This window comes from Nocardia sp. NPDC051052 (genome assembly GCF_044456045.1).
In the GTDB taxonomy this organism is placed as follows: Bacteria; Actinomycetota; Actinomycetes; order Mycobacteriales; family Mycobacteriaceae; genus Nocardia.
Map to the genome: position 1 here is coordinate 347473 of NZ_JBITFL010000005.1, position 23874 is coordinate 371346.

21 protein-coding genes and 1 pseudogene are annotated in these 23874 nt (G+C 58.1%); 8 read left to right on the plus strand and 14 right to left on the minus strand.

Annotated features, from left to right (window positions below; genetic code table 11):
- Positions 1 to 259: 259 nt before the first annotated feature.
- On the minus strand, positions 260 to 445 hold the full coding sequence (locus ACIBCN_RS19325) for a hypothetical protein (protein ID WP_396992937.1): 186 nt from the start codon (positions 443 to 445) through the stop codon (positions 260 to 262).
- A gap of 204 nt (positions 446 to 649) precedes the next feature.
- Here ACIBCN_RS19325 and ACIBCN_RS19330 point away from each other — a divergent pair, with 204 nt between their 5' ends.
- The 3 genes from ACIBCN_RS19330 to ACIBCN_RS19340 all read left to right on the plus strand — a co-directional run bounded on the left by ACIBCN_RS19330 (position 650) and on the right by ACIBCN_RS19340 (position 2721).
- Positions 650 to 1117 (plus strand): NUDIX domain-containing protein, encoded by a 468-nt coding sequence (locus ACIBCN_RS19330; protein WP_396992938.1) that lies wholly within the window; start codon positions 650 to 652, stop codon positions 1115 to 1117.
- A 4-nt stretch (positions 1118 to 1121) separates the two neighbouring features.
- Positions 1122 to 2069 carry a carbohydrate kinase family protein gene (locus tag ACIBCN_RS19335; protein ID WP_396992939.1) on the plus strand — a complete coding sequence of 316 codons (948 nt, stop codon included), beginning with the start codon at positions 1122 to 1124 and terminating at the stop codon, positions 2067 to 2069.
- A gap of 67 nt (positions 2070 to 2136) precedes the next feature.
- Positions 2137 to 2721: a hypothetical protein gene (locus ACIBCN_RS19340; RefSeq protein WP_396992940.1), complete on the plus strand. Its 585-nt coding sequence runs from the start codon at positions 2137 to 2139 to the stop codon at positions 2719 to 2721.
- A gap of 27 nt (positions 2722 to 2748) precedes the next feature.
- On the opposite strand, the gene ACIBCN_RS19345 is transcribed toward ACIBCN_RS19340, so the two are convergent.
- The 3 genes from ACIBCN_RS19345 to ACIBCN_RS19355 all read right to left on the minus strand — a co-directional run bounded on the left by ACIBCN_RS19345 (position 2749) and on the right by ACIBCN_RS19355 (position 5242).
- Positions 2749 to 3393 (minus strand): hypothetical protein, encoded by a 645-nt coding sequence (locus ACIBCN_RS19345; protein WP_396992941.1) that lies wholly within the window; start codon positions 3391 to 3393, stop codon positions 2749 to 2751.
- Positions 3394 to 3410: 17 nt separating this feature from the next.
- A complete protein-coding gene (locus tag ACIBCN_RS19350; protein ID WP_396992942.1) occupies positions 3411 to 4484 on the minus strand; it encodes a radical SAM/SPASM domain-containing protein in 1074 nt (357 codons plus the stop codon).
- A gap of 74 nt (positions 4485 to 4558) precedes the next feature.
- Positions 4559 to 5242 carry a hypothetical protein gene (locus ACIBCN_RS19355; protein ID WP_396992943.1) on the minus strand — a complete coding sequence of 228 codons (684 nt, stop codon included), beginning with the start codon at positions 5240 to 5242 and terminating at the stop codon, positions 4559 to 4561.
- 193 nt (positions 5243 to 5435) lie between these two features.
- On the opposite strand from ACIBCN_RS19355, the gene ACIBCN_RS19360 reads away from it, so the two are divergent.
- Positions 5436 to 6881 carry an XRE family transcriptional regulator gene (locus tag ACIBCN_RS19360; protein ID WP_396992944.1) on the plus strand — a complete coding sequence of 482 codons (1446 nt, stop codon included), beginning with the start codon at positions 5436 to 5438 and terminating at the stop codon, positions 6879 to 6881.
- Here ACIBCN_RS19360 and ACIBCN_RS19365 read toward each other — a convergent pair.
- The gene (locus tag ACIBCN_RS19365; protein WP_396992945.1) at positions 6864 to 7700 is read right to left on the minus strand and encodes an alpha/beta hydrolase; all 837 of its coding nucleotides are present in this window, start codon (positions 7698 to 7700) and stop codon (positions 6864 to 6866) included. The genes ACIBCN_RS19360 and ACIBCN_RS19365 overlap by 18 nt on opposite strands.
- 469 nt (positions 7701 to 8169) lie before the next feature.
- Between ACIBCN_RS19365 and ACIBCN_RS19370 the strand changes: the two genes are divergently transcribed.
- From ACIBCN_RS19370 to ACIBCN_RS19385, 4 genes are all read left to right on the plus strand, one after another.
- Entirely contained in the window at positions 8170 to 8913 is a 744-nt protein-coding gene (locus tag ACIBCN_RS19370; protein WP_396992946.1) for a hypothetical protein, read from the plus strand.
- 32 nt (positions 8914 to 8945) lie between these two features.
- On the plus strand, positions 8946 to 10079 hold the full coding sequence (locus ACIBCN_RS19375; protein ID WP_396992947.1) for a hypothetical protein: 1134 nt from the start codon (positions 8946 to 8948) through the stop codon (positions 10077 to 10079).
- A gap of 1974 nt (positions 10080 to 12053) precedes the next feature.
- The gene (locus ACIBCN_RS19380) at positions 12054 to 12212 is read left to right on the plus strand and encodes a hypothetical protein (RefSeq protein WP_396992948.1); all 159 of its coding nucleotides are present in this window, start codon (positions 12054 to 12056) and stop codon (positions 12210 to 12212) included.
- A 36-nt stretch (positions 12213 to 12248) separates the two neighbouring features.
- The gene (locus ACIBCN_RS19385) at positions 12249 to 13010 is read left to right on the plus strand and encodes an SAM-dependent methyltransferase (protein ID WP_396992949.1); all 762 of its coding nucleotides are present in this window, start codon (positions 12249 to 12251) and stop codon (positions 13008 to 13010) included.
- 287 nt (positions 13011 to 13297) lie between these two features.
- Here ACIBCN_RS19385 and ACIBCN_RS19390 read toward each other — a convergent pair whose 3' ends face one another.
- From ACIBCN_RS19390 to ACIBCN_RS19430, 9 genes and pseudogenes are all read right to left on the minus strand, one after another.
- Positions 13298 to 16171, minus strand: coding sequence for a caspase family protein (locus ACIBCN_RS19390; protein WP_396992950.1), 2874 nt, complete (start codon positions 16169 to 16171; stop codon positions 13298 to 13300).
- Positions 16172 to 16190: 19 nt separating this feature from the next.
- Positions 16191 to 16997, minus strand: a complete 807-nt coding sequence (locus ACIBCN_RS19395) for an alpha/beta fold hydrolase (protein ID WP_396992951.1) — start codon at positions 16995 to 16997, stop codon at positions 16191 to 16193.
- Between the two features lie 27 nt (positions 16998 to 17024).
- A complete protein-coding gene (locus tag ACIBCN_RS19400; RefSeq protein WP_396993313.1) occupies positions 17025 to 17738 on the minus strand; it encodes a class I SAM-dependent methyltransferase in 714 nt (237 codons plus the stop codon).
- A gap of 985 nt (positions 17739 to 18723) precedes the next feature.
- Positions 18724 to 19143, minus strand: a complete 420-nt coding sequence (locus ACIBCN_RS19405; protein WP_396992952.1) for an integrase core domain-containing protein — start codon at positions 19141 to 19143, stop codon at positions 18724 to 18726.
- Positions 19034 to 20044: pseudogene (locus ACIBCN_RS19410) on the minus strand (IS30 family transposase); the annotation flags it as partial. The pseudogene ACIBCN_RS19410 and the gene ACIBCN_RS19405, both read right to left, overlap by 110 nt.
- A gap of 572 nt (positions 20045 to 20616) precedes the next feature.
- Positions 20617 to 21525, minus strand: coding sequence for a hypothetical protein (locus ACIBCN_RS19415; protein WP_396992953.1), 909 nt, complete (start codon positions 21523 to 21525; stop codon positions 20617 to 20619).
- A gap of 381 nt (positions 21526 to 21906) precedes the next feature.
- The gene (locus ACIBCN_RS19420) at positions 21907 to 22113 is read right to left on the minus strand and encodes a helix-turn-helix domain-containing protein (protein ID WP_396992954.1); all 207 of its coding nucleotides are present in this window, start codon (positions 22111 to 22113) and stop codon (positions 21907 to 21909) included.
- Positions 22114 to 22864: 751 nt separating this feature from the next.
- Positions 22865 to 23332 carry a hypothetical protein gene (locus ACIBCN_RS19425; protein ID WP_396992955.1) on the minus strand — a complete coding sequence of 156 codons (468 nt, stop codon included), beginning with the start codon at positions 23330 to 23332 and terminating at the stop codon, positions 22865 to 22867.
- Between the two features lie 59 nt (positions 23333 to 23391).
- Positions 23392 to 23844 (minus strand): hypothetical protein, encoded by a 453-nt coding sequence (locus ACIBCN_RS19430; protein WP_396992956.1) that lies wholly within the window; start codon positions 23842 to 23844, stop codon positions 23392 to 23394.
- Between the last annotated feature and the right edge of the window lie 30 nt (positions 23845 to 23874).

Consider the following 23874-nt stretch of genomic DNA (forward strand, 5'->3'; position numbering starts at 1 on the left):
CCCTAGGGGCAGCGTTCGAGTTGGTCGATGGCCGGTCAAATAGGATTGGTAGTTGCTCTGTATCCGCCTCTAAATCGTCTGCTGGAGGAAACGCGACCATTCGAGTTGGCGGCGGCGGTGAAAGTGGTTGAGTACTCGACTTGGCCAGCGCGTGTCGACCATGCAGTTCGGCCACTTTCCACTGATATCCCAACCGAAAGCAGACCACGGCTACCAGTAAGAGGCTCAGCGGCCAGAGCGCATATACCATCGGCACCGCTCAATCCCAGAGCTGTGTACACGGCAATGTCGGAAGGTCCTCGGTCACATAGTCGTCGATGGTGACCACGAACTCTGGCAACCCCTGCGCCAGTTCATCGGCGACGTCCTGTACGTGCTCCGCAGGCGCCTGGTAGTCCAGCCTCAGTGCGCCGGATTCGATCCGGATATGCCGTGGTTTACGCATTTCACCACTCCCGTTCCGTTCACGGCCAAATCACCTGGTATCGAGGGTGATTCCGTATCGCCGCCCGATCCATGCCCCGACCCGTTGGTCGGTATACGTCCGGCGTATATCGGGCGATCGGCCAGGGATCTAGGCTCGGTGCGTTCAGGGGAACCACGTATCAAACAACCAGTTCAACGACTATGAAAGGAGACATTTCAACCAATGAGCGACACAGCAACTAAACCCACCCAGGAGGTAAAACCGCAGCGGCACAAGGTGACTGGCGATGTCCACCTGCTGCTGCGTCGCGGCAACGAGGTGCTGCTGGGCCAGCGGCAGAACACCGGTTTCGAGGATGGCGCATGGCACCTGCCCTCTGGCCACCTGGAAGCCGACGAATCCGTGGTCGACGCCCTCATCAGAGAGGCCGAGGAGGAGATCGGCGTCAGGATCGCGCCAGAGGATGTGCATTTCGCCCACATCATGCATAACTCGTCGTCTGGTGGCCGGATGGCCTTCTTCTTCACCGTGCGGAGCTGGCAGGGCGAGCCCGAGAACCGTGAGCCGGAAAAATGTAGTGACCTGGCATGGTTTTCGCTCGATGATCTGCCTGACCACATGATCGCCTACGGCAAGACGGCCATGAGCCACATCGCCGATGGAACAGCTTTCTCGGTCTACGGCTGGTAGATCCATGACGCTCCAGTCCGGCCCAGTGGTGTGCATCAGCTACTTGGCACTGGCGGAGTTGTGGACGGTGCCACGGTTTCCTCTTGCCAACCAGGGGGCCGAAGTCCGAACCATTGAGTGGTCGGTCGCGGCGGATGGGCCGATGACAGCGGCGGTGCTCGCCTCGTTGGGAGCATCGCCGCTGTTGATTTCAAATGACATCGGGGCCGATGAGCACGGCCGATTTGTTCGCGGCTGGCTGGACGATCGTCACGTCGAGATGGTTGGCGCGATGAGGCCGGAGGTCATCACCCCGCGGGTCGTCGTGACTGCCGACGACAACGCCACTCGCACGTGGTTTGCTCATCTGCCTGGGGTGGTCGATGGTTTGGCTCGCGTCGATCTGTCACCCCTGGCGAGCGCATCGTTCATCTACCTGGACGGCTACCAACTGATTGAGGTAGCAGCCGCTCGTGCGGTCGAGGCCGGCGCCGCCGCCGAGGTGCCGATTTTCCTCAACCTTGGTGGCTCGGAACTGTCGCCAGCGGTGGCAGCCGCACTACACGGGTGCTCCAACCTGATCGTTCAAACCAATGTCGATGATGATGCCCATGCCGAAGCGCCCGCCTTGGCCAGACACCTGCTGGCCGAAACTGGAGCAACCTGGGTGATCGTGACCGCTGGTGCCTGCGGTGCCGTGGCAGTCAGTCGCTCGGAACTGATCTCGGTGCCTGCCTTCCCCGTGAGGGTCCGGCATACCCACTGTGCGGGCGCGGCCTTCTCCGGTGGCCTGCTTTATGGCCTGCGCGCCGGATGGCCAATGCAGCGCAGTATGTTGCTCGGATCGGCCAGCGGGGCGCTCCGGTGCGCACGACACCAGAGCGCCCCGCTGCCGACCTTGGCCGAGCTTCAACCGTTATGCACTCGCCAACCCTGGGGAATGGTGAGCAGCGGCTATCGCCCTCTCCCGTAACTGCCCGGTTTGTCTTACCCTGTGGTCATACAGACGGCTGCTCGCATGAGATTGGCGGAGATGCTGCATGACCCCACCAACGTTTCCTCCTGTCGATGCCGTGGAGGTGACCGCGCTCGCTGGTCTCTACCAAGCGGAACGTGCCGATCAACAAGTGCATATGAATGTTTCGCTAACGCTGATCGCTGGAGCGGTGGCGTACCTCGGCTTGGTGGTTAGCCAGTTTCAGAGCTTGAAGGAATCACGAACTTGGCCAGTGCTCATCGCTGTCCCACTTTGGATGGTGGCTGCCTTTCATGTTCTGCTCATGGCAAATATCCTGACCAGGAACAAGTCGATCCAGATCCTTGAAGCGCGTCTCCATGCCGCTACTCAACTCGGTGCCATGGGCGTAGCCGCTAGTGAGATCGGTGCTGAGCGTGGCCGCAAGGTGATGGATATCAATGTGCAGCCCTGGGCCTTGAAGATCCAGACGTTGGTTACCTATGTGGGGATAATCGTGACGTTGTTGACCTTCACCTACTACTGCATGTGGAGTGCGTACGACACTCAGGGGTGGACCAAGGTGGTGGTCATCGGTGTGGTCGTGTATTCGCTTGCGGCGGTGGCACTTGCCGCAGCATGGATCAAGGCTCTCGTCGCTTTAGCGTGAGGGCCTTGATCGTTCGGCCTGGCCGCTTCAGATCAACTGCCACTCCCTCAACTGCCCTCGCACCAGCTGTAAGCGTTCTGGCGTCAGCCGCTTATGTTCGGCCTCCTCAGCCGATTCTTGCTTCGTCCCGTACTGCCACCAGCTCTCGCCGGTCGTTCGGTCCATCACTAAGAACTTCTCCTTGACCGCAGGGCCACGGATCACCAGTGACACCGTGTACGGCTCAGCCACAACGGCGTGCACCATCGAATGATGCAGGGCGTAGCTGGTGCCGACGGGTTCCTCCCGTGCCTGTAGCACCGGCAGTTTCGCGGGGTCGACCCGTTCGTCCAGCTCGGCATTGCCGAACAGATAATGCCGATACTGTCCGCGCAGGATGCGGCTGGCGTAGGACCAGCGGTGGTTGTGTGGCCGGTCGAAGTAGCCTGGCAGAAAGACGTGCAACCGGATACGGACGCCAGGGTCGTCATCACTGAACAGCACAAGCTTGTCCAGGATGTCGTAGTGCTCGCAGAGGTTCAGCAGCTCCGGCCGGTTGGGCAGATCATCGAGCCGTGCGCGGATAATCCGAGGTTCGGCGGCGAGTTCGTTCAAGGCCTCACGACAGTTGAGTTCAACATCGTCGATGTCGTTCCAGTCGATCCAGCACAGGTTTTCGGCGATGCGGTCCATGTCGTCCATTGATTTCCTCACTCCTCGGCTTCGGATTCGTCTTTCGCGCTGGATTTCCACAACCGGCAGACCGGCACGATGTCCTCGTAGGCTTCGCAGGAGGCTTTGCCCATCACCAACTCCTCAGCAGGGCAACCGCCCATGCAGGCGCTGGCTTTGCAGCCGCCGCAGGAACTTTCAGCAAGTGAGCTGGTGAACAGATCGAACTCATTGGTGCCGTGGTTGAGCTGCACCTGGCCGTCGACCATCTGCGCGAAGTGCAGGTCGGTGTCGAACAGGTACGAGCACACGTAACAGCGGCCATCGGGAAAGATCGAGATCCGATCCAGCGTCCGGCCGATGCACCCCTGATAGCCCTCGGCGGCGTAGCGCGCCATTTCGTCGCGGCGGGCGTAGGTCGGCTGGTACCACACTCGCGTCTTGTACTCGGGCGCAACAGTGTTCAGGTTGTCGCAGAAGTCCACCCATTCGGGCGGCGTCATGGCCATGTCTTCGTTGCCGTGTCCGGTGCCGATGGTGGAGAAGACGTGGAACTTCACGAGGCTGACGTTCAGCTCGTCGGCGAGGTCGAGGAGCCGCAGCACGTCACCTTCGTTGGCCTTGTTGACCGTGCAGATGATCCGAGTATCGAACCCGCGGCCGGTCAGCTCAGCCGTGGTTTCGAGTGCGGTGTCGAAGGTGTTCGGCCCACGGATGGCGTCGTGGCTGGTGCTCGTGCCGCCGTCCAAACTGACTTGGACGTAGGCGAGGTCGTCCGGCTCCAACTTACGAAACTTTTTGAGCGCGGGCTTCTGGGCGTTGGTGGTCGTGATGACGTGCTCGTAGCCGAGCTGACGGCTCAACCGGATCGCTTCGCAGAAGTGGGGGTGGAGTGTCGGCTCACCACCGAGCAGGGTCAATTTGCTGCCACCCAGCCGGCGCCACATGCTGAGCGTGTCGACAATCTGGGGGAGCGGCATCTTGAGCGCGCGTTCCAGCCGTTCGCCCATATAGCAGTGCTCGCAGCGCAGTTGGCAGGCTTCGGTGATGTACAGGTACACGTTGCGAAAGCGTCCGTAGGCCACGCGGTCGATGCGATCCGGCCTGGGCACGTCGGCTCCGCGCGGCATCCGAGCATGGCCGTAGCCATCACTCCTGATGCCAGGCGTGGGTAAGGAGATTGCAGTCATAGGGATCTACTCCGCGAAATAAGAAGCGGGGCAAGCAGATCTGCCGCCCCGTCGATGGTGTTGGTGGTGTCGAGCTGGGTGACGGCGATACCCGAATCGGTGAAGCCAGCGCGAATCCCTGCCGCCGTCTGGTGGTAGCGCTGCAACCGCGCCTTGAGGAGACGCGGCGAATCGCCCCGCCGTGGATGCAGTAGCCCGCCACAGTGCGCGCACTGCCAGGGGTCTTGGCTGCTCGGAATGGCTGGTAGTCGAGGATCGGAGATCGGATCGCGTTCGCAGCGATGGCAGACCTTGCGAGTCTTGGCCCGCTGCTTCAGCGTTTTGATATCCGTCACTACCTCGATCGGCTCGATGTAGCACGGTGGCGTCAGCGTCCACAGTGTGGTCAGCAACTGGTCCACCTGGCTGGCAGATCCTGGGAAGTTGTCCAGCAGCACGGTATGAACGTCGGGATTTTCGTGAGCGGCCTCGAAATACGAGCGCAGTGCTTCAGCCACGGTGAACTCGTCGATCCAGCCGAGCCGCTCACTGCTGGTTGCGGTGGCGGCCAGCACCTCCTTTGAAACGTGCTCGCGCAGGCGGAAGATCTGTCGACCTGGTGCCTGGCCGAGCCGGAGAGTGAGTGTGGTTTTGCCAGCGGCCGGAGGGCCGAATATGGGGACTACGAGGGACAATGCCACGGCCTACCCCTTTCATTGAGGCCCGAATGTGTCCGGATCTCAGGGTCGGTTTTCGGGCCAATTGGCACCACGACCACGGCGTATGCGCGGTATGTATGAAACGCATACCGATGTGGAAAATGGGTGGTAGCGTCCTTTGACCAGGGCAAACGGGGGGTTTGGGGACCCTCGGACAACATTTCCGGAGCGGTCAATGACAGGGATTCCGCAGGATCAGCGCTACTGCGCACGCTGTAGCAGCCGATTGAGCCGCTACAACGCCGGAACCTTGTGCGGCCCTTGCGAATCAGGCTCACGTGGTGAGTTGGATCGTCCGCCAGCGCTGCCGCTGAGCTTCTGGCAGACCGACCAAATCCGCGATGCACTGGCCACATGGCACATGGGCCGAGTCATCTTCGCCTATCGGATGCACCCGTACCACGGCCGACCGCTCCCGCAGGAAGTTGTCGGTAGTTGGTTGGATCTGACCCAGGCGCAGCTCAGCCGGATCGAGAAGGGGGCTGCGCCCGAGCAGTTCTCCAAACTTGTTCGGTGGGCGCAAATTCTGCGCATCCCTGGCAATTTGCTCTGGTTCAAATTGCCGGATGCCGACGGCGGCGTGGCATCGCTACCAGCCGAAACCGTCAGTGCCACCAGTCATGACACCGTGGCGCTCGCCCGTTGGCTGGCCTCTGATGGCACCGGCACTCCGCCGCCCAGCCACGCCGATGACCTGCAACGGGTCGGCCTGGCGTTGGAGGACGCACGCAGATATTTCGACGGCTCCGTCGTGGAGTTCTTTCGTACTCAGCTCACGCAGTGCAAAACCGATGATGGCTCATTAGGACCAGCGGCAGCTCTTCCGCTGGTCCTCGGTGTGCTGGGTGCAATCCGGAGGCACAGCAAGGACGTTCAGCCGGACGTCCGCCGCTCGTTGCTGGCGGTTGGTGCTGATGGTGCGGAGTTCGCCGGGTGGCTGTACCGCGATCTGCACGATCCGCTGATGGCGACCTTTCTGTATGACCGAGCAATGGAGTGGGCGCAAGCCGCGGGCAGTCTGCCGATGCAGGGCTATGTGCTGCTCAAGAAGTCTCAGATGGCCTATGACACCCGCGACACCGGCACGTTGCTGTCGCTGGCGCAGGCGGCGAAGGAAGGCCCGTGGCAGTTGCCGACGCGGGTGTTGGCCGAGGTGGTGCAGCAAGAGGCATTGGGCCTGGCCATGATTGGCGAACCGACCAATGTGGTGGAGCAGGGGCTCGGCGACGCCCAGCAGCTGTTGACGCAGGCGAACGGCGAGGACGATCATCAGCTGGTCAGTTACTTCGATCAGGGGACGTTGCTCGTGCGTTCGGCCTGTTGCTACACCGAAGCGGGCAGGCCGCAGACGGCAACGGAGTTGTTCGGTGAGGTATTGGCGGGCGGTTCACTGTCTCGGCGCGACGCTGGATTTTTCGGGGCTCGGCAGGCCAAGGCACTGGCACTGAGTGGCGAGCCGGATGAAGCCGCCACGGTCGCCGTGGACTCCGTGACCGTGGCGCGCGAAACCCGCTCGGAGCGGACCATGAACGTGATTGTCGACGTCGTTCGCACACTTGACCCGTGGAGCCATCGTCCCGCGGTACGGCAACTGCGCGACGCGCTAATGCCGCAGCGTTGAACCCGTCGTCAGCCACTGCGCGACGGTGCGGATGACGTCGGCTTGGTACACCTGGCTCTGCGGATTGAGGTACTGAGGATCGTCGTGGACCGCAAAGCCGTGCTGCGAGCCTTCGATTTCGACAAGTTCAACAGGCGCGGTGAACTGAGCGAGGGCAGCGCGAGAACCGTCGATCGGCACCAAGGTGTCGGCGTTGCCGTGGACGATGAGCGTTGGCGTCTTGATCTCACCAAGCACCTCGTTCGGCTTCAGCCAGAAGACTTCGTTGAGAAGCGGCCGACCGTGCTTCAGCGTCGGGGTAAAGCGAATCGCGCCAGTCTCGTTCAGCTCGCGGGCGGCCTCGTCGTTGATGATGTCGTTCGTCCAGTAGGGACGAGTGTCGATCGTCCGCTTTTTGTAGTCGAACTGAGGATTGAGGAGTACCAGGCGCGTCAGCTCGTCGGGACGCTTGGCGGCGTAGTAGCCACAGATCCCACCGCCGAAGCTCGCGCCAAGAAGGCTGATTGCCTGAGTACCGCTGGCTTCTCGGAGATACGCCAGGCTGACGCGGATGTCGTTGAGGATGGTGGACAGCGTCAGCTCTTCCTGACGCCCTTCACTTTCGCCGTGACCGCGAAGGTCGAACCGCAGCGAAGCGATCCCAGCTTCGCCGATGCCGGCGGCCAGGCGAGTGAAGAAGCCGCCCTCTTCGCGGGTGACACCGCCGCCGTGCACCATGACCATGGCCTGCGATGACGGTTGATCTGGGATGACGAGAGTCGCAGCGAGTTGAAGGCCATCGAGGGTGCGGACGCTGGTGATGGTGCTGGTCGGAACCACGGGAATCAGTCAACCAGATTCGGGTCGACGCTTCGAGTGGTAGTCCCATGTCGTGGTCGCCAGCTTGCACCACAAGCCTCCCGGGAACATAAAACCGTTACGACCTTGGCGTCATGTGGAGTATGTATAGGAACACATACAGACGTGGAAGGTCGGCATGGCGAAGAAGATCCCAATGATATGGCCCGGAATCGGGCACGCTGTTGCTCACGCCGACTTGGCTCTACATCTATTCCGTGCGGCATCGCTTCATGGAAGGCGCGCGCTCACATCCTCGTCGGACGACGAATTAGAGCTCTTGGACTGCGCAATGTCTATCGGGACATCGGTTGAGCTACTTGCAAAGTGTGCTTTGGCGACAATTTCCCCGACACTGATAGCTGAACGAGATATAAAGAGCGCTTTGCTGTTCTCGGGGTTCTCGGGCGTTGCGGTCCACAGAGGGAAGTCGCGCTCCGTCGCAGACTGCATGAATCTGCTCAAAGAGGCGTACACGATCAATTACGATCAGCAGCGACATGCGTTAGTTTTTGACGTACGGAACGCTGCTGCTCATATGGGCTTCGTCGACATCTCCGAGCTTGACGAAGCTTTAAATAAGATGGTCGAAGTATGTGAAGAATTGTTGGTCGTAGTCAGCAGCGAGCATGCTGAGCTGCACCGCGAAGCCTACTGGGGGAAGTCTCTAGTCGCGCAAGTAGATGAACGATTAAGACAGCAAAAGCGCGAACGCCGGATTCGATTTGAGCAACTCAAAGGGCTTGCGGCTCGCGAGCTTGAACGATTGCGTAAGCGGCTGGATGATGATGCACTGTTTGAGCTCGCAGAGAAGGAACCTGATAGTTACTTCGATGACTCGGACCACTCCGAGGAGCGGTATCGTCGCAGGCTTTGTCCGGTCTGCGGCTTCGATGGCTGGTTAGAATATATTATCAATAGAAGCGGAATCATAACGGACGGTGACTACGAAGGCAGCTTGGTGAGATACGTTGACCTCACCGCAACGCCCAAAGAATTCTTTTGCCGAGCCTGCTCACTAAGGTTGGACGAAGAGCTTTTGCCTGAAGCCGGTATGAGCGAAGAGCACCATCTGGAACCTGCCGAGCCTACACAAGAAGAACTGGATGCTGAGGAAGAATACGCTATCGACTCATATCTTGAGCAACGGCGAATTGCGGGAAGGTCCGTACCTAGAGTGAAATTTAATCTTTGATACAATGAGGTAAATGGACAAGGTGTCATACAATGCAGCCAAGCGGCTTCTTCAAAACTGAGCGCGACTCGTCTTGGTCTATGAATGGCGACCCGTGGGCGTTTAGGGAGGTGCTCAACAGCGACTTAGTTGCGGAGATCGCCAAGGGTGCAGTCGAGAAGGCTAGTGATCTTGATGTTGCACACGCGCTCACCCAGTTGGTTCATGATGAACTGCGGGGTTTTGGAACAGATTCTGTTTATAAGCTCACCAACGATGAGATTTCGGTAGCGCTACGAGCGTTGCGAGCTGTCCTGCGACGGCTCGGACTCGAATTCAAACCGCCCTTCAGGGATTTTTCTGGGTTTCATGACTATTGGAGCCGCGAGGGAATGAGCGGTCCGGGCGGGTGGGCGGCGCGCCGTGGCTATCTCAGCGTACTCTTTGAGCCGATTTGGAACGGTTTATCTGATCTCGACGAAGTGGGTGACGCTAGTACTTCCGCTCGCGGTGTCGATGGTCATCTCAAGAACATTATCTTTGCGTCCTCTGGTCCTAAACCTGAAATCGTGCTGCGCGATGCCGTAAACAATGTTGTCGAGATCGTCAAATTTGCCGATCGCTGCTTGGTGTACGACAAACCTCTGCCTGAGTCTGGTCTCGCATGGGGAGACCTCGTAACGTGGTGGGGAGGCTTGGACGTTTCGGGCTCGGACCTTGAGAAGGCACGTAGTCTCTATCGGCGACTCGACTCGTCGCTCGGAGATAATTCGGTCGAACGAATCGTATTTCGTACGTACTGCGAGAATTATCGGGGCGAGTCGGGCTTAAAGGTTCCTGCGTTGTTGCCACAGGTCTATCTTCATTTTGACCCGCTGACTGGCGCTGAACGCCGAACGCTTGGAAAGCCGAACCGTCTGAGGCGCGAACGAATGGATTTCCTTCTCTTGTTGCCCGATCATGTTCGCATAGTCATAGAAGTGGACGGAAAGCAACATTATGCTAACGGTGACAAGGCGTCACCTCAGGAATATGCCAAGATGGTCGCCGAAGATCGTGCACTAAGGCTTCGCGGATACGAAGTATTCCGATTCGGTGGATACGAGCTGATGCAACCAGACGCGCCGGACATGTTGCGTCGCTTCTTCGCTGACTTGTTCTCCGTGCATGGCATACTTGAGCGTTGACTCTCACGTAGTCGTCGGCCAGTCTATAGTTTCTCTCCCTCCCTGCGGCATGTCTGAGTTCATTGCACAAGAGGACGAACACATTATTGCGATACCGAGCCCTATCGAGTAGACCGAGCGATGGGGCGCTGTCCGCCCCTCGGCCGGATCTCCACGCCTGCCTCTCGTAACACCCTCGCTACGGTCCGCTTAGCCATGTGATGCCCGACCTTCAGCTGAGCCATCGACGCGCCCGCCTCGTACTCGGCGACGATCTGAGCCGTCTCCTCCGGCGTCAGTTGCTTCTTCAGCCCGCCAGTGGTCTGCGGCCGTGGCGGCTTCGGCCTGTGCGGTCCGCTTATTTTCATCCGTTTGTGCAGTTCAGCGAAGTCTTCCAAGATGTCGGTCCGGTTCGAGTAAGTTCCCGCCATGTCCACTCGATGCGCGGCCCATGCCCACGGAGGGCGTGGGCCGCGTCTCGTTTCGCGTGTCTTGTGGGGGCGAAGCCCCCACACCGCGCGCGGCGGGGCTTCGCCCCCAGAACCCTTTCCCCAGGTTCGCTAGACACGGACCGTTTGCCCCCGGACCCTACCTCGGCTCGCCAATCCCGAAGCCGTGCCCCTGGACCCCCACTTCTGGTCGCCGACTTGTGGCCGAGCTGGCGTTGGATCGTCTTCACGTGCGCGCCGCTCGCGATCATGAGTGACGGTGCCGTTTGCCTGAGTTGTTGCACGGTCACGCGCGGGAACGTGGCTGAGCCGCTGGGCTTGCTGTCCGCACCTCCCACGTCTTCGGTGCGCCGATCACACTGCGCGAATTGACCTTGCTTGCCGATCGCACGATACGGATGCACCTGCGGTCCGGGGTCTGCGTCTCGCGGACGTAGCGCGGCCATCTCTCCCCAGCGCAGCCCGGAGTAGGCCAGCAGCATGACTATCTCCGGGTGCTTCGCCTCCGCTGCGAGAACGGCCACCTGGTCATGCGTGAGGTAGTTGTGCTACACCAACTCGCAACGCGGAATCTTCACCTCCCGCGCAGGATTCACGGTTAGGCGTTTCTGCTTCACAGTGTCGTCAAGGATGGCGGCGAATTACGTAATCCTGATATCGGTGATTTTGATGTCACGATGCTGCTCAACGTCTCAACATGTCGGATCTGACTCCAACACTACGGACGCTGAAGGGATTGCTAGCCGTGTCCGAGTTCGCCAATTATACGTATACACTAAACCGTTTCCGGCGCCGACGAAGAATACGCAGTCTGCTGTACTTATCCCAGTTATGTTTGGGTTAATGATTGAGAGACGCCGTTTCTCAAGGGCGAATATTTTCAAGTCCAATCCGAAATCAATACTAACTTCGCGTCCGTTATTGACGGATGATACGATAGCATGGCTAGCTGCCCATGGTAATGTGGCTAGGCCGATAAAAGATATCGCGAGGATGGAGATGTGTCGCACCGCGCGTGGAGGTGACTTCGTCGCACGTGCGCGGTTAATGCCCCTTGCGGCAGCATATACCGGTACAAATATAACAAATAGAGCGAGTGTGCCAAATATTAAGACAGAGTGAAGGCTTAAATTGTCGCGAAACAGGGAAGTGGCATCAATACCCAAGAGTAGTAAAGTTAGTATCCAAGCCAGAGGTTCTCGCACATCTAGGCCAAGTGAAATTGGAAGTACGATGAAGCTCAAGCCGATCAGGGTCAGTACCAGGGCTGCGGCGACCGCACGCACAATGAGCCACTGAGCATTTACCCCAACGTCGGATGGATCGCAACCTAGTTGTCGATATACGATTAGAGCGATGGGCCAGGCTACTATTAGAAGTAGAAGACTGACGCCGGCGCTGATCTCTGTGACAATCCGTGCCCTCTCGCGAATATGGTCGAGGTTGGATTGTCGAGGATCAGGGCTAGCTGTCGTCATCCGATCAGTATCCCAGCAGCGAGCAATGTTTGCTACACTTGCTACATACTCGATGAAAAGGATGAATCATGATCGTAGATTCGCTTGACTTCAAGGTCGGCCGGAGCGAGGCACCGGCACTTCCGGTGGAATTCTATGCAGGTCATGGCGGTTTATTGCTTGATCTGACATTGAATGCGAAGGTTGATCCAGAGGTCGACCGCGACGAAGCGGCGATGGGTAATTAGCTTTGCTGTGTATCAATACCCAGGTGTCGGAAGCTTATGCCGAGCTCGATTCTTGACGCCGCGAACGTACCGAACGTGGACCTGTATATACTTGGATACGGGCTAACCGTCCCCGGTGATCTTACTCTGAGCACTGTAGCTGCACTCCGTCACTCGCGTAGGGTATTTATGCTCCCCAAGGTGCTAATTGACGATTTCGTCAACGAGCCGCCGGTGGACTTGGCTCGGCATTATGGAATCGGTGACCTACGTCAGGATTCATATCGGATCATGGCGGATGAGGTTCTCGCCGCGGTCGATGAGGAGCCTCCTGTAGCGTTCATTACTTACGGTCACCCGTTTGTGGGATGCCGCGTGGGGCATATTCTCTTTCGAGAGGCTGTTTCGCGATCGATTAAAATGTATGTCGGTAATGCTCCATCGAGCATTGAAACGGTCTGCAGCGAGTTGGGTATCGAGCCATTTAGCGGGTTGCAAATATGGGGCAGTGATCAATACCTTCGCCGAAAGCCTCAACTAGATAGGTCTGGCTGGTTATTTCTGATGCAAGTTCCATATGTCGGCACGGTCACTGCGACACATCTGATGGCAGAAACTAGGTACGACGAGTCATCGGTTCTGGAACTAAAATCCCTGCTCACGGCACAGTATCCCTCGGATCATATCGCCTACTTTGTCCGGGCATCAATGGTTGGCTTGCCTACATCTATTCGTCGCTTCTATTTGAAAGATATGGTTGAGGCGATTCCTCAGAATGGCGCTACGATGGTAATTCCCCCGATTGAATCGTATTGCTAAGGTTGGCTAGGTCCAGGTCTGTCGCCTCTGAGAGATTAGAAATCTTGACCGTCGACGCCGATATCGATACTGACAAGCCGCGTCGTGCGGCGAATGACTTTAGTCCAAGAAGGAAACCAAAGACTGCATTGGCTGTACTAGCTGTGATTAGCAGTTCGAGAGCGGCGCTTCGTTCTCGAAAGCCACGGTCGTTCTGAAAGTCGATCGTCAGACCACGGAATCCTCGAACAAAAGCAGTTAGATCGCGATTTTCTTTGGCTACTGATGAATTTTGATCGGCTACTATTTCAAGTTGCAGTATCACTATCATCATCCCTTGACAGCCTTATCGCAAGCCGGATTTGCTCTGATGAGAGGTTAGCGTGTACGGTAACGAGACGCCTCATGTTATCTCTAATCTGACTTAGTGCTAGATCGTTTCCGGATCTTCTACTCATCTCCGCAGCAGTACTCATCTCGATCTCCGACTGGTCTAATCTTCCTGTAAGCAGTAATACTGCGGCATTGTTTGCAAGGGTGTAGATGTGATACTCGCTGTTACCTGATGTGAGTGGAATCAGTCGGCCTATATAGTCTGACGCCAGCTCGGTGTCACCTCGCATGACAGCAACGGACGCGAGTGTGTTCCATAACTGCATTTGGGCGGTGGTTCCCATCGATTCGTCATATAGGTTCTCGACATCCGTGAGTACAGAAGAAAGCTCGGAAGACCAGGGGCCGTGGGTTCTGATTTTCACCTCGACTAATGAGCGGTACATCTCCATCAATATCTGCGGACCGCATACCTCACGAGCATAGGCAATACCTTTGCGAAGTTGTAGCTCGGCATCCTCAAGTCTTCCCACCTTCCAGCTAATCTCCCCCAGATTTCCCCAACCGATTGCGACGCCGATGTCGTCGCTTACGCGTGTCAAACGTTGTATTCCATCCCGGAATAGTTCGCGTACCTGTTGAAGTTCCAAACCTCTCAGCCCTAAGCTGCTCGCCAACATGATCTGGCTCCAGCCGAGCGTTCGCTCGTCAGAAGCTGGGTCATCTATTACACGTCCGAAGTCTCGATCTGCTTCGCGCCAGTGCCCGAGAAACCAACTCGCAATTCCTCGACTTAGAAGAACCTCTGGGACATGACGCTGCGGATCTATGCTGTTGAGCAATGAAATGGCGTCATTAAAGTCACCATGCCACCAGAGACGTTCGGACTCGAGGAGATCCACTTCATCACAATTTGTCTCGGTCATTGACGTCTTGGCACCCCGCAAGATATAGAGCAGCCGGGCGGCGTCGTCATGGTGTACGGAGTGGACGAAGACGCCGGCAAGCGCAATGGTCGCCCTTGCCCAACCTGGTGAGGTTCTTTCGGTCGTACGGGACAGAGCATCGACTAGCGATCGCAACGGTCGCAGATCGCGAGCAAGGCGCAGTTCTTCGATGACCTCAGGCAACGTACCAAAGGCGATGTCTACTTCACTTGCTCTTCCGAGTAGCTGAACTACGGAGCGAGCAGCCCGTGGCGTCGCATTACTCGCTTGGATTTCCAGAATCCAGTACGTGAGAGCACGTTCATCGCGCTCGGGTTCCCGAGTGAAATTTCGAGAATCGGCCACTGAATCGTGTGCAACGAAACATTCGTCGGAAATTTGGATCAGGCCTCGGCCGATCAACTGTCTTACCGCAATCTGGTTCAATTGCATCACTCGGCTAAACAGGTCGATATCGACAAATCCGCCGGTCGCTTCAACCGCGTCAAGTGCTGATCGTTCATCTTCGGATAGTTGACGGTCGAACCACTCTTGTATGTCAGTCCCCTGAGACGCAAGGAAGTCTCGCAATCTCAGAGGGCTACCTCCGCTTAACATTGTCAGCGACTGAATTGGAAGCGTATTCATCGCAGGACCATACTGCGCGACGAATCGTGCCACGTCGGATTCTGAAAGCAACGGTGCCTCGATTAGATGGCATCTAAGCCTGGGCGGCGATGGTGCGCGCCCGATTAGGATCAGCTCATCCAGTCCACTGCCAACAATGAGCGTCGCTAGCTCAGACAGATCTGCAGGATCCAATCGGTCGAGGTGGTCGACGGCTAAAACTATCGGGGTTCTCGATGCCGCCAGGATTGACAAAGCTCCGAGCAACCCATCGACAGGTGCACGGCCAGATGGAAATAGCGCAGGAGACTGTTCCGCAATCTCAGTTGCGAGCTGATCCATTACTTGTTCTAAGATTTGCGATTGACTGTAAATACGTGGTGGGACGCTAGAGACGATTACCGCCCGCTCAGCGACCAGTCCGATATGCTTTGCAAGGAGTGTCTTACCTCGGCCAGATGGTCCCCATAACCAAACTGGAATGCCAAGCGCGAGTTGCTCAATAATACTGCGGCATGCTTCGGGACGCAGCACGACGTCCCCAACGGCAAGGGGGGTTATTGGTGCGATTTCGCTCGCTGCTAGTCCTTCCATTGGTTTGATCCGTGCATTGCCGCGGAGCAGGGATTCTGGGGTAGGGCAACCGATAGCCTGTAAGTCTTGCGCTACTAGATCGGCGATTTGAGAGCATGACAATTGTTCCGTGGTTGACAGAGCTCGGACTACTGTTTGAGTGAAGAACCCGCCAGCATTCGGGTCCAAGCTCTCCCTCGCCCGATTCCCTGGCGCAGCAAACATACCGAAAGACACTCTTGACCCGATTCCGGATAGCTGTCCGAAATCTAGCTTTTCAAAAAGGTGTACGCTGCCGACCTCGCATGCGTCAATGAAGAAGTAGACTTCCACGGGGCGGCTTCGGCTGATTGCCTCTGCAAGGTCCTGGACGCGAATCCCGGTTGCTGCAGGATCTTCTGGGTCAGCGTCGTGTGTGAGTAGTACTGACGTATTGATACCTGTTTCCTCGATAGTAAGACCGTGGCCAGAGAAGAAGACGAATAGACGAAGGTCGGTCAGTCGGAATCTTCCAGCCCATACGCGGAGAGCGGACAGGCAGTTCCTTCGAACAGCCTGCTCGTTTGGAATCAGCAGAAGGTTGGAAGGTGGCAGCCCGCGATCCATGAATAGGCGTCGTATATTCTCCAGATCTGCACGTGTTCCATCGAGCTTCGTAAAGGCTTGAGATTCGTATGTTCCAACGCCGATCGCAACTACTAGCGTGCCACTTCTCATCGTCATAACAGGCTAATGTCTACATCTACGTAAGAGACTTGTTGAGAGTAGATATCAGTTCAGTTGGATTCTCGCTGAATGGAAAGTGCCCACAGTTCTTCAGGAGGGAGACCTCGCTAATCTGGCTCAACTCTTGAGTGCCCGATGGAATGAAATAGTCATCTTCTCCGTAGATCAGAGCAACTTCTACTTCTTCGAGAAATTTCGTTACGTCAATTTGGTTATAGCCTTCGATGCTCGCTGAAACCGATGCGTTTACAGTCGGATTGTATCTGCCAATGCTGGGTCTCGCAGTGGATTGGTGTCCCCCTGCCAGGTATGCGTAGGAGACCAGCTCCATCAGCTTCTTACCAGATTCTTCCGTACCCTCAGACTCAAGTTGGTCAACACGTGGCAGGTCATCTTCGTCGACGCGAGACACAAGCCGCTCACCGGCAGAGGCAAACCGGTCCCAGGTAAGTGGCATTGGACTTATCAAAGCCATGTGGCTGACTTTTGAGATCGCGGGCCGGCGAGCAACTTCCAGTGCGAGATAGGTGCCCCAAGAGTGCGCAATGATTCGTATGGAGCGTTTATCGGTGGCTATCGAATTGAGAATGTCTTCCAACTCATCGACTTGCTTGGACGCTGTTGGATTCGGATCCTCGACCCCCGCTTCGGGTGTCTGCTCATAGAAGAACAGTTCGTACTTAGATTCGAGTGCGATTAGCGTCTCGGTCATATATGAATAGTCCATCCCTGGCCCGCCATGAACAACAAGAACAGGATTTCCTTTTCCTGTCCTTAGGATCTCCTTTTTGCCAAGCTTTGTCTGCACTTTATTCTTCTTCATTTGTTGTGCTCCGTCTATGTTGATCAATTAGGTGTCTGGGTTATTGAAATGTCGAGCGCGGAGTCCATATTGAAGATACGAGTCAGATTTCAATGACCATTCAAATATCTCCTGCATTAGCTCTAGTGTCGGAGGCGAGTCCGTGGCTACATGGGCATGCAACAACATCATGTGGTGCAGGTAGTATTTGTTTATGGATGGCACATTCTGAACAATTATGTCATGCGTGCGTCGAAGTCGAAATCCTGCATCGGTCCATATCTTTTCTGTGCGGTTCACGACATCGCGATTCCCTCCCGTTGCCTCAATTCGCTTGTTGTTTTTAGACTGAGCTTCCGCGAATAGGGGAAGATCTGGGAATACCTCGTAGAGATCGTCAGCTGCATCTATTATTACGACATCCTGTGCCTTTGTCTTGGCCCACGATGCGATACCCTCTGGTTGTTTCACATACATTGTCACCAGTCGACTGATAAGAAGATCGATCCGGTCGAATGTTTCTAGTGCCGTGAAATCGCCGTTAATAAGTTTTAGATTCTTCGGGTGGGGACGATTTTGGCCGTACGCAATTAGGTCAGGGTCTGGATCTACTCCCGTTACTGACGAGCGCGGAAATGCTTCAGCGAGTAGAGAGGCGTAAGTTCCATTGCCGCACCCTAGGTCCACTATCGTTCGTGATTGTGACACCTGCGGCGGTCGATAAAGGGCGTATTCAGTCCAGAATGACGTATTTGCTTGCATCGTCAAATAGTGATCGTATGCGTCCATGGTGGTGTACAAATGTAGTCCCCTTTCCATGACACCTTCAGCCTTGATGGGTTGAGCGTGTGAGGGACAGGGTGGTCCCCCCATCTCCGTGGCGTCGATTATCCACGGCTGTTCGCCGATGACGGGTCGAACGAGAGAATAATCGGGATCGTTGTGCGTTCAAGCTAGTTTGGCTTGCTGTTCCCGCTGGGCCAGTGTGAGGGTGGGTGGAAATTTTTCGGTTGCGGCTGTGCGCGGCTGACTGGGATCTGCCGGTAGTTCGGCATTTCACCGGTCGGTATGTCCGAGTTGAGTGGTTCGGCATAGCGGCCGATACAGCCCAAGTCCAATCCTCAACCACCACACTGTACTGGGCAAGAACTGAGCTGGAAGTGACATGGGTGTGTTCGCGTGCCGCCATCACTACCGGCTGCGTTGCCCGCCTCTTCGTCTAACCTCGACACCGGCCCCCCGAAGGATCGTCGCCACAGTCCGTTTCGCCATCTGATGCTCCACCTTCAGCTGTGCCATCGATGCGCCTGCGGTGTACTTGGCGATGATCTCGGCCACCTCGGCTGGCCCAGCTGCTTCTTCGCTCCACCGGATGGTTTCGGCGGGGTTGGACTTGGCCTGTGCGGTCCGGTTTCACTGAGGCGTTCGCGCAGCTCAGCGAAGTTCTGCAGCAAGTCGGTCCGGTTCGAGTAAGTTCCCGCCATGTCCGCTCCGCAGGCACAAGGCGGGTCTTACTCGAACCCGCAGACGACGGTGCCTGGGTCGGTGGGCCGACTGTTCCGGGTCAGAAAGCTACCGCATGATCTCGGCATCGGGCGCGGTGCGTCGGACCTACTGCAGTGCCTGTCGCACAGCTTCCACCATCTTGCGGTGGCTACCAGACAGTCCTTCGAGATTTCTGAGTCCAGACTCGACGTCGTCGCTGTTGTTGGGTGAACCGCCACGGGTAAGGGACCGGCTTCGGTTTTCAGACCAGCGCCGGTCGGCGTGGTGCTTGTTGAGCGTAGTAGGCGGCTTCGTACTCGGCCGGGGTCAGGTACGCCAGCCGCGAGTGCAAGCGGGCGTTGTTGTACCAGTCGACCCATTCCATACCCGCGAATTCGACCTCGGTGACGGTCTTGAACGGGCCATGTCGGTTGACCACCTCGGTTTTGAACAGGCCGATTATCGATTCCGCTAGTGCATTGTCATAGGCATCCCCAACAGAGCCCATCGACGCCGAGAGCCCTTGCAGAGCAAGTGATTCGGTGAAACGAACCGATGTGTATTGGGCGGATTCAACTGGTCGACGCAACGCTTTTCTGTGGGAGCGATTGTAGGTGACACTCCATCGCTTCGGCGGGTGTGCGCCATCCGAGAACCTTCCGCGGCCGCGTATTGAGGGCATGCGCGACTGCGGCGAGATCCCGTGCGGTCCAACGTGATAGATCTGTTCCCTTCGGGAAGTACTGCCGCAGGAGGCCATTCGTGTTCTCGTTGGTTCCGCGCTGCCAGGGACTGTGCGGGTCGGCGAAGAAGACCGGGACACCGGTCTTGGAGGTAAAGGCCGCATGGGCCGACAACTCGTTGCCTCGATCCCAGGTCAGAGACTTCAGTGCAGGTTCGGGGACCTTCTTCAACGCCGTGGACAGCGCCTTATTCATCGACTAGGCCCCGTAGCCGCTGAGTGCGGTGCCGTTCTTGACAGGCGCGGACTTGCCCCACCCGACCTCGCGCGGCAGATGGACCAGCACCGTGAATCGCGTAGACCGATCGACAAGGGTGCCGATCGCCGAGCGGTCGGTGCCGATGATGAGGTCGCCCTCCCAGTGGCCAGGGTTAGCGCGATCCTCGGCTTCAGCGGGACGCTTGCTGATCAGCACGTCGGGCGTGACATGCGCCCAGGCCGCACGTTTGGACCGGGCCCGAGGCATACGCAGCGACCGCCCGGTCCGCAGAGTCAGGATCAGTTCACGATCGAGTGCGCCGCGCCCCTCGATATACAGGGACTGGTAGATGGCTTCGTGGCTGATCCGCATGGACTTGTCGTCAGGGAAGTCGATTTTCAGGCGCTGAGAGATCTGCTCCGGGCTCCAGGCTTGGACCCATTGCCGGTCCGAGCGGTGCGGTTTGTTCCGGCCGGTCCAGGATCCCGTCGTCGGGCCGACGACGGTCTTGCCTTTCGGGTCGACGACCTGACCGGCCAAGCGTTGCTGAACGTATTCCCGAAGCTGTTTATCCTCAACGAGTTTGGCTGTCTTCGGGCGTCTGGCGAACAGTTCGGCCTTCCACTGGGCTGAACAACGACGCGTTCGTCGTGCTTGGCGCGCCGGACGTAAGTCGCTTCCGCATCAGACGGTAGTTCCGGCACTGACGCGTCCGGCGCTCTGAAGCTGACGCGGCCACCAGCATCGATAGCCTGCGCGACGGCCGACAGCGCTGCTGCGGCACGCGGGTAGGCCGATGTCAGTCCAAGAAACTGGTTCGGCCCGGACGGTGGCTGTCCGTCACTTCGGCGCGCTGCTACAAGGTGAGACAGTGGCGCGGAGGCGTAGGTCGTCAGAAATTTGATACCTCCAGATTCAACTGGACCGTGTGCGTGGGCGACCTCAAGCTGGCTGTTGCGGACCACTACGGTTACCGCCGCTCTCTGCTCCATTGATGCGTCCGGCGGATCGTACGCCGCTACTTCTTCGAGAAATGGTGCACTCAAAGTCCGCTGGGTGTCCCTATCGAGTGCGGCGAAAGCGTTGGCGCGCTGCAAGATATCGACGGCGATTGCCGCTGCGTGGCCAACCTCGACACTGCAGGCTTCATGGAGCAAGTGCGGAAGACGGTCCGTGCAGAACTGCGCCATAGCATCGGGATCAGGACGGGGCACCTACGACTCCTTGGCATTTCGTGGTTGGGCGGCCAGCTTCTTGTACGCGAAGACTCCGTGCTGGTCTCGAATCATCAGGTTCTCGCCAGGGAGTCGTTCGTACAGCACCTCGATATCAGCGGGTGTCTTGCTCTCTGCGTTGAAGTGTGTGCCGTCCGACAACGTTCGGCAGAGATATGAATGGGGACATTCGCAGGTCAAGTGGAACGCATAGATGTCACCGCGCACGAAGGCGTTGTGTGCCAAGGCTGCCGGGTAGTACACCACGTGTTTGCCGCACGGAGCGGGCAGCTCGATCATCCCGTCGGAGAGGCCGCTTCTTGGCAGGTCAACGGCGGGGGTCCATGGGCGCACAGCGATATCCGGTTCGGTCGAACGCAGATGCATGCCGCGGGCGAAGTCTAGGAACGCAATATCGTCGATCGGATCACCGCTGGGCCAGGCGACTGGTGCGGTGGTTGGCCAGAACTGGGGAAGCTGCCAATCTGTGGCGGTCTCTACTTCCAAAGCTGTTGTCGTGAACCGGATCCCGTGCAGGATCAGTTGACCGAGCACGATTGTGGTCGTATAGCCCTGGGGGACATCAGCTTCCGGTATGCCGTCGATTCGCACCGCTACCGGCGTGACGTCGACAGCGAAGCGCTGGCTGCCGCTGTAGCGGCCCATCCAGAGGCGGCTGGCGGGAAGCGGTCGACTCTGTGCGGCCAGTTCGTACAGAGCGTGGTACTCGGTGACAGGCACTCCGTAGCCATCGGCGCGCTCGCCTTCGGATGAGACGAGCATTGCGGTGAGCCCCGTCTTCTGGACCCACGCCGCGATGGGAGCGGCATCGCCTGGCTCCAGCGTGCCTGGTCGACCGAGCATGAACGGTGCCAGGCAGCGCTTGGCCTCATCCTCGAGATCGCTCATCCAGCCGTTGTTGCACGGGCCGCATGTGTCCCGAACCTTCTGCTGAAACGGTGGGTGCGCCCCAAGGTCGCGCACGAGCCCGTTCCACCGCCCGGCACCGTGCGGGACTGGCGCCAGGCTCAGGCCGATGCGGGATAGCCACTGGCCCAACACATGCTCGCGAGTCAGCGGGCCCGTAGATCCGCAGAAGGCGCAGGCTTTCATCGTATCCGTCCCGTCTGCTGATAGCTGATGCCTATGTGAAGTACACCCCATTGCGCAAGCGAATTAGTTCGGTCGAGTGCTCGCCCAGCAGTAGCCTTACTGCGATGGAGACGCCCGTGCGGCGACTGCCCGGCGTTCGAGCGTCAAGTACCGAACGCGACTTTCGCCCGGATCCGTTCACAGTTGCCGCTGCCCACCCCTCGGTCGGATCGTCACCCCTGCTTCCCCTAGCACCCTGGCCACCGTTCGCTTCGCCATATGGTGCTCGACCTTCAGTTGAACCATCGCGGCGCCGGCTTCGTACTTGGCAACGATCTGAGCGGCTTCGGCCTGTCCCAGCTGCTTCTTGGGTCCGCCCGATGTTCGCGATGGTGATGGCTTCACCTGCGCGGTCGCTTATGTCAACGCATCGTTGCAGCTCAGCGAAGTTCTCCAGTATGTCGGTCCGGTTCGAGTAAGTTCCCGCCATGTCCACTGTTGGGCCCTTCACTTGCGCCGCAAGTGAAGGGCCTTTTTCATGCTCTGGCTACCCGAAGTTGGGCTGTGTGGGCACATTTTGGGCACACCTTGCAGCGGCAGCGAGGACGCACGCGAGCCGGAAACGGCAAAGGGTCAAGCTTCAGAAGCTGATCGAGTTACTCGAAGGACAGCAGGGCGACATACGACAAGAAGAGGCGAGCCTGCGTTATTGGCGTCGAGCGGTCATTCGGTCTCGTCACGCCCAGGGCGGGACGTTGCCGCCGTGGCTACCCGTTATGTGGCCGCCGCATCGGTCACCCCCGGCACATGCACATGATGACGCGCGCCTTCCACCGACAGCCCGACCATGCCGCCGTCGGAGGCGACACCTAGGGAATTTGGGTCGCGCCCGCCCCGGCCAACCCTGTTCCGCCAGCCGCAATTTCGGTTTCGGGGTTTGCCGACCTTCGTTCACGCGGAGTTGTCGCGCGCGCTGTGCGCACTATCGGCACCGCCGGTCGGTTTCACAAGGCAACGCCGGACGAGCGGCCGTCTGATGCATGGAATAGACGGCCGCACGGGCTTGCTGTCCGAAATCGGGTGGGGCAGAGCGAATGTCGGCGATCCCGTGGCTAACTGGGAGTGGCGCCGACGCCCGAACAGCGGGTCGTGCGGATCAGGACTGCTGCACTTTCAGGTCGGAGTAGTTGTCGACCCAGTCGTGTACGGTGTTGCCCTTGTCGTCCTTGAACTGGGTGGCGCCGCCGTACTGATAATGGTGGCGCAGGCTGTCCGGCCTGGTGGATCCGGCAGGGCAGATCGGCTCGAGCCGCATTGTCTGCGGGAATGACTTCTTCGACGTCAGCTTCACCTCGAGTTTGTCTCGCTGATCCGGACGAATGGTGTACTCCCCGGTGAAAGTATCGTCGAAATTGTAGGGGGCGTCGCGTTCACCGTCGACCTTCTGGGGCGGATAAAGGGTGATCTTCCAATCGACGGAAGAGGACCGCTGAAGCCGCCCCTTCCACGTACCGAAGTATTCCTCGGCGTGCGTTCCGCACTCCTCGGTGTCTTTGGCGTCAGCGGTCGCGGCACCGATGCACCCGACGGTGACCAGCGATATCACCAGCGACAGCGATCCCATTGCTCGTTTGATTGTTCGACGCCTTCCGTGCGAGTGTGCCTCGATAGACTGTATCGATTTCATTTGATCGTGCGCTTTTCTGTGATCACCGCAGCGTCCTCGCCGTCCATTTCCAAGGTCACCTCAACCTCTCCGGATCGGAATTTGCCGCCCTTGCTCGAAGCGATGGTGAATTTCTTGGTTTGATCGCTTCCGTCACACTCGGCCTCCGCCTCGGCTCCGCCGACGACCTTCTCGCCGCCGGACGTCTGCTCGACGAGGAGGACAAGGCCGTTGACCTCGGCCCGCTGGCACGAATAGTGCACTGTGACCTCGAGACCGGAATCGGCCAACTCGACACTCTCACCTATCGACGCTGTGGGTTCACGGTCAGACGGCGGTGCGGCGTGTGCGACGGCGGCCATGCCGACGAGCACCGTGGCCCCAGCGGCGACAACGGCCGAACCGAACATGGAATGCTTCATAGATACCCTTCTGTCGGATTCGTTGTGCCACAGGCTGATGGACCGCACGGGAAGCTCGCGCTAGTTCCACCTGATAGT

What these genes read in the sequence shown, in the direction of transcription:
- ACIBCN_RS19325 (WP_396992937.1), bottom strand. Translation starts at nt 445, where the DNA reads ATGCGTAAACCACGGCATATCCGGATCGAATCCGGCGCACTGAGGCTG.
- ACIBCN_RS19330 (WP_396992938.1), top strand. Translation starts at nt 650, where the DNA reads ATGAGCGACACAGCAACTAAACCCACCCAGGAGGTAAAACCGCAGCGG.
- ACIBCN_RS19335 (WP_396992939.1), top strand. Translation starts at nt 1,122, where the DNA reads ATGACGCTCCAGTCCGGCCCAGTGGTGTGCATCAGCTACTTGGCACTG.
- ACIBCN_RS19340 (WP_396992940.1), top strand. Translation starts at nt 2,137, where the DNA reads ATGACCCCACCAACGTTTCCTCCTGTCGATGCCGTGGAGGTGACCGCG.
- ACIBCN_RS19345 (WP_396992941.1), bottom strand. Translation starts at nt 3,393, where the DNA reads ATGGACCGCATCGCCGAAAACCTGTGCTGGATCGACTGGAACGACATC.
- ACIBCN_RS19360 (WP_396992944.1), top strand. Translation starts at nt 5,436, where the DNA reads ATGACAGGGATTCCGCAGGATCAGCGCTACTGCGCACGCTGTAGCAGC.
- ACIBCN_RS19370 (WP_396992946.1), top strand. Translation starts at nt 8,170, where the DNA reads ATGAATCTGCTCAAAGAGGCGTACACGATCAATTACGATCAGCAGCGA.
- ACIBCN_RS19375 (WP_396992947.1), top strand. Translation starts at nt 8,946, where the DNA reads ATGCAGCCAAGCGGCTTCTTCAAAACTGAGCGCGACTCGTCTTGGTCT.
- ACIBCN_RS19380 (WP_396992948.1), top strand. Translation starts at nt 12,054, where the DNA reads ATGATCGTAGATTCGCTTGACTTCAAGGTCGGCCGGAGCGAGGCACCG.
- ACIBCN_RS19385 (WP_396992949.1), top strand. Translation starts at nt 12,249, where the DNA reads ATGCCGAGCTCGATTCTTGACGCCGCGAACGTACCGAACGTGGACCTG.
- ACIBCN_RS19390 (WP_396992950.1), bottom strand. Translation starts at nt 16,171, where the DNA reads ATGACGATGAGAAGTGGCACGCTAGTAGTTGCGATCGGCGTTGGAACA.
- ACIBCN_RS19395 (WP_396992951.1), bottom strand. Translation starts at nt 16,997, where the DNA reads ATGAAGAAGAATAAAGTGCAGACAAAGCTTGGCAAAAAGGAGATCCTA.
- ACIBCN_RS19400 (WP_396993313.1), bottom strand. Translation starts at nt 17,738, where the DNA reads ATGCAAGCAAATACGTCATTCTGGACTGAATACGCCCTTTATCGACCG.
- ACIBCN_RS19405 (WP_396992952.1), bottom strand. Translation starts at nt 19,143, where the DNA reads ATGCCCTCAATACGCGGCCGCGGAAGGTTCTCGGATGGCGCACACCCG.
- ACIBCN_RS19415 (WP_396992953.1), bottom strand. Translation starts at nt 21,525, where the DNA reads ATGAGCGATCTCGAGGATGAGGCCAAGCGCTGCCTGGCACCGTTCATG.
- ACIBCN_RS19425 (WP_396992955.1), bottom strand. Translation starts at nt 23,332, where the DNA reads ATGGGATCGCTGTCGCTGGTGATATCGCTGGTCACCGTCGGGTGCATC.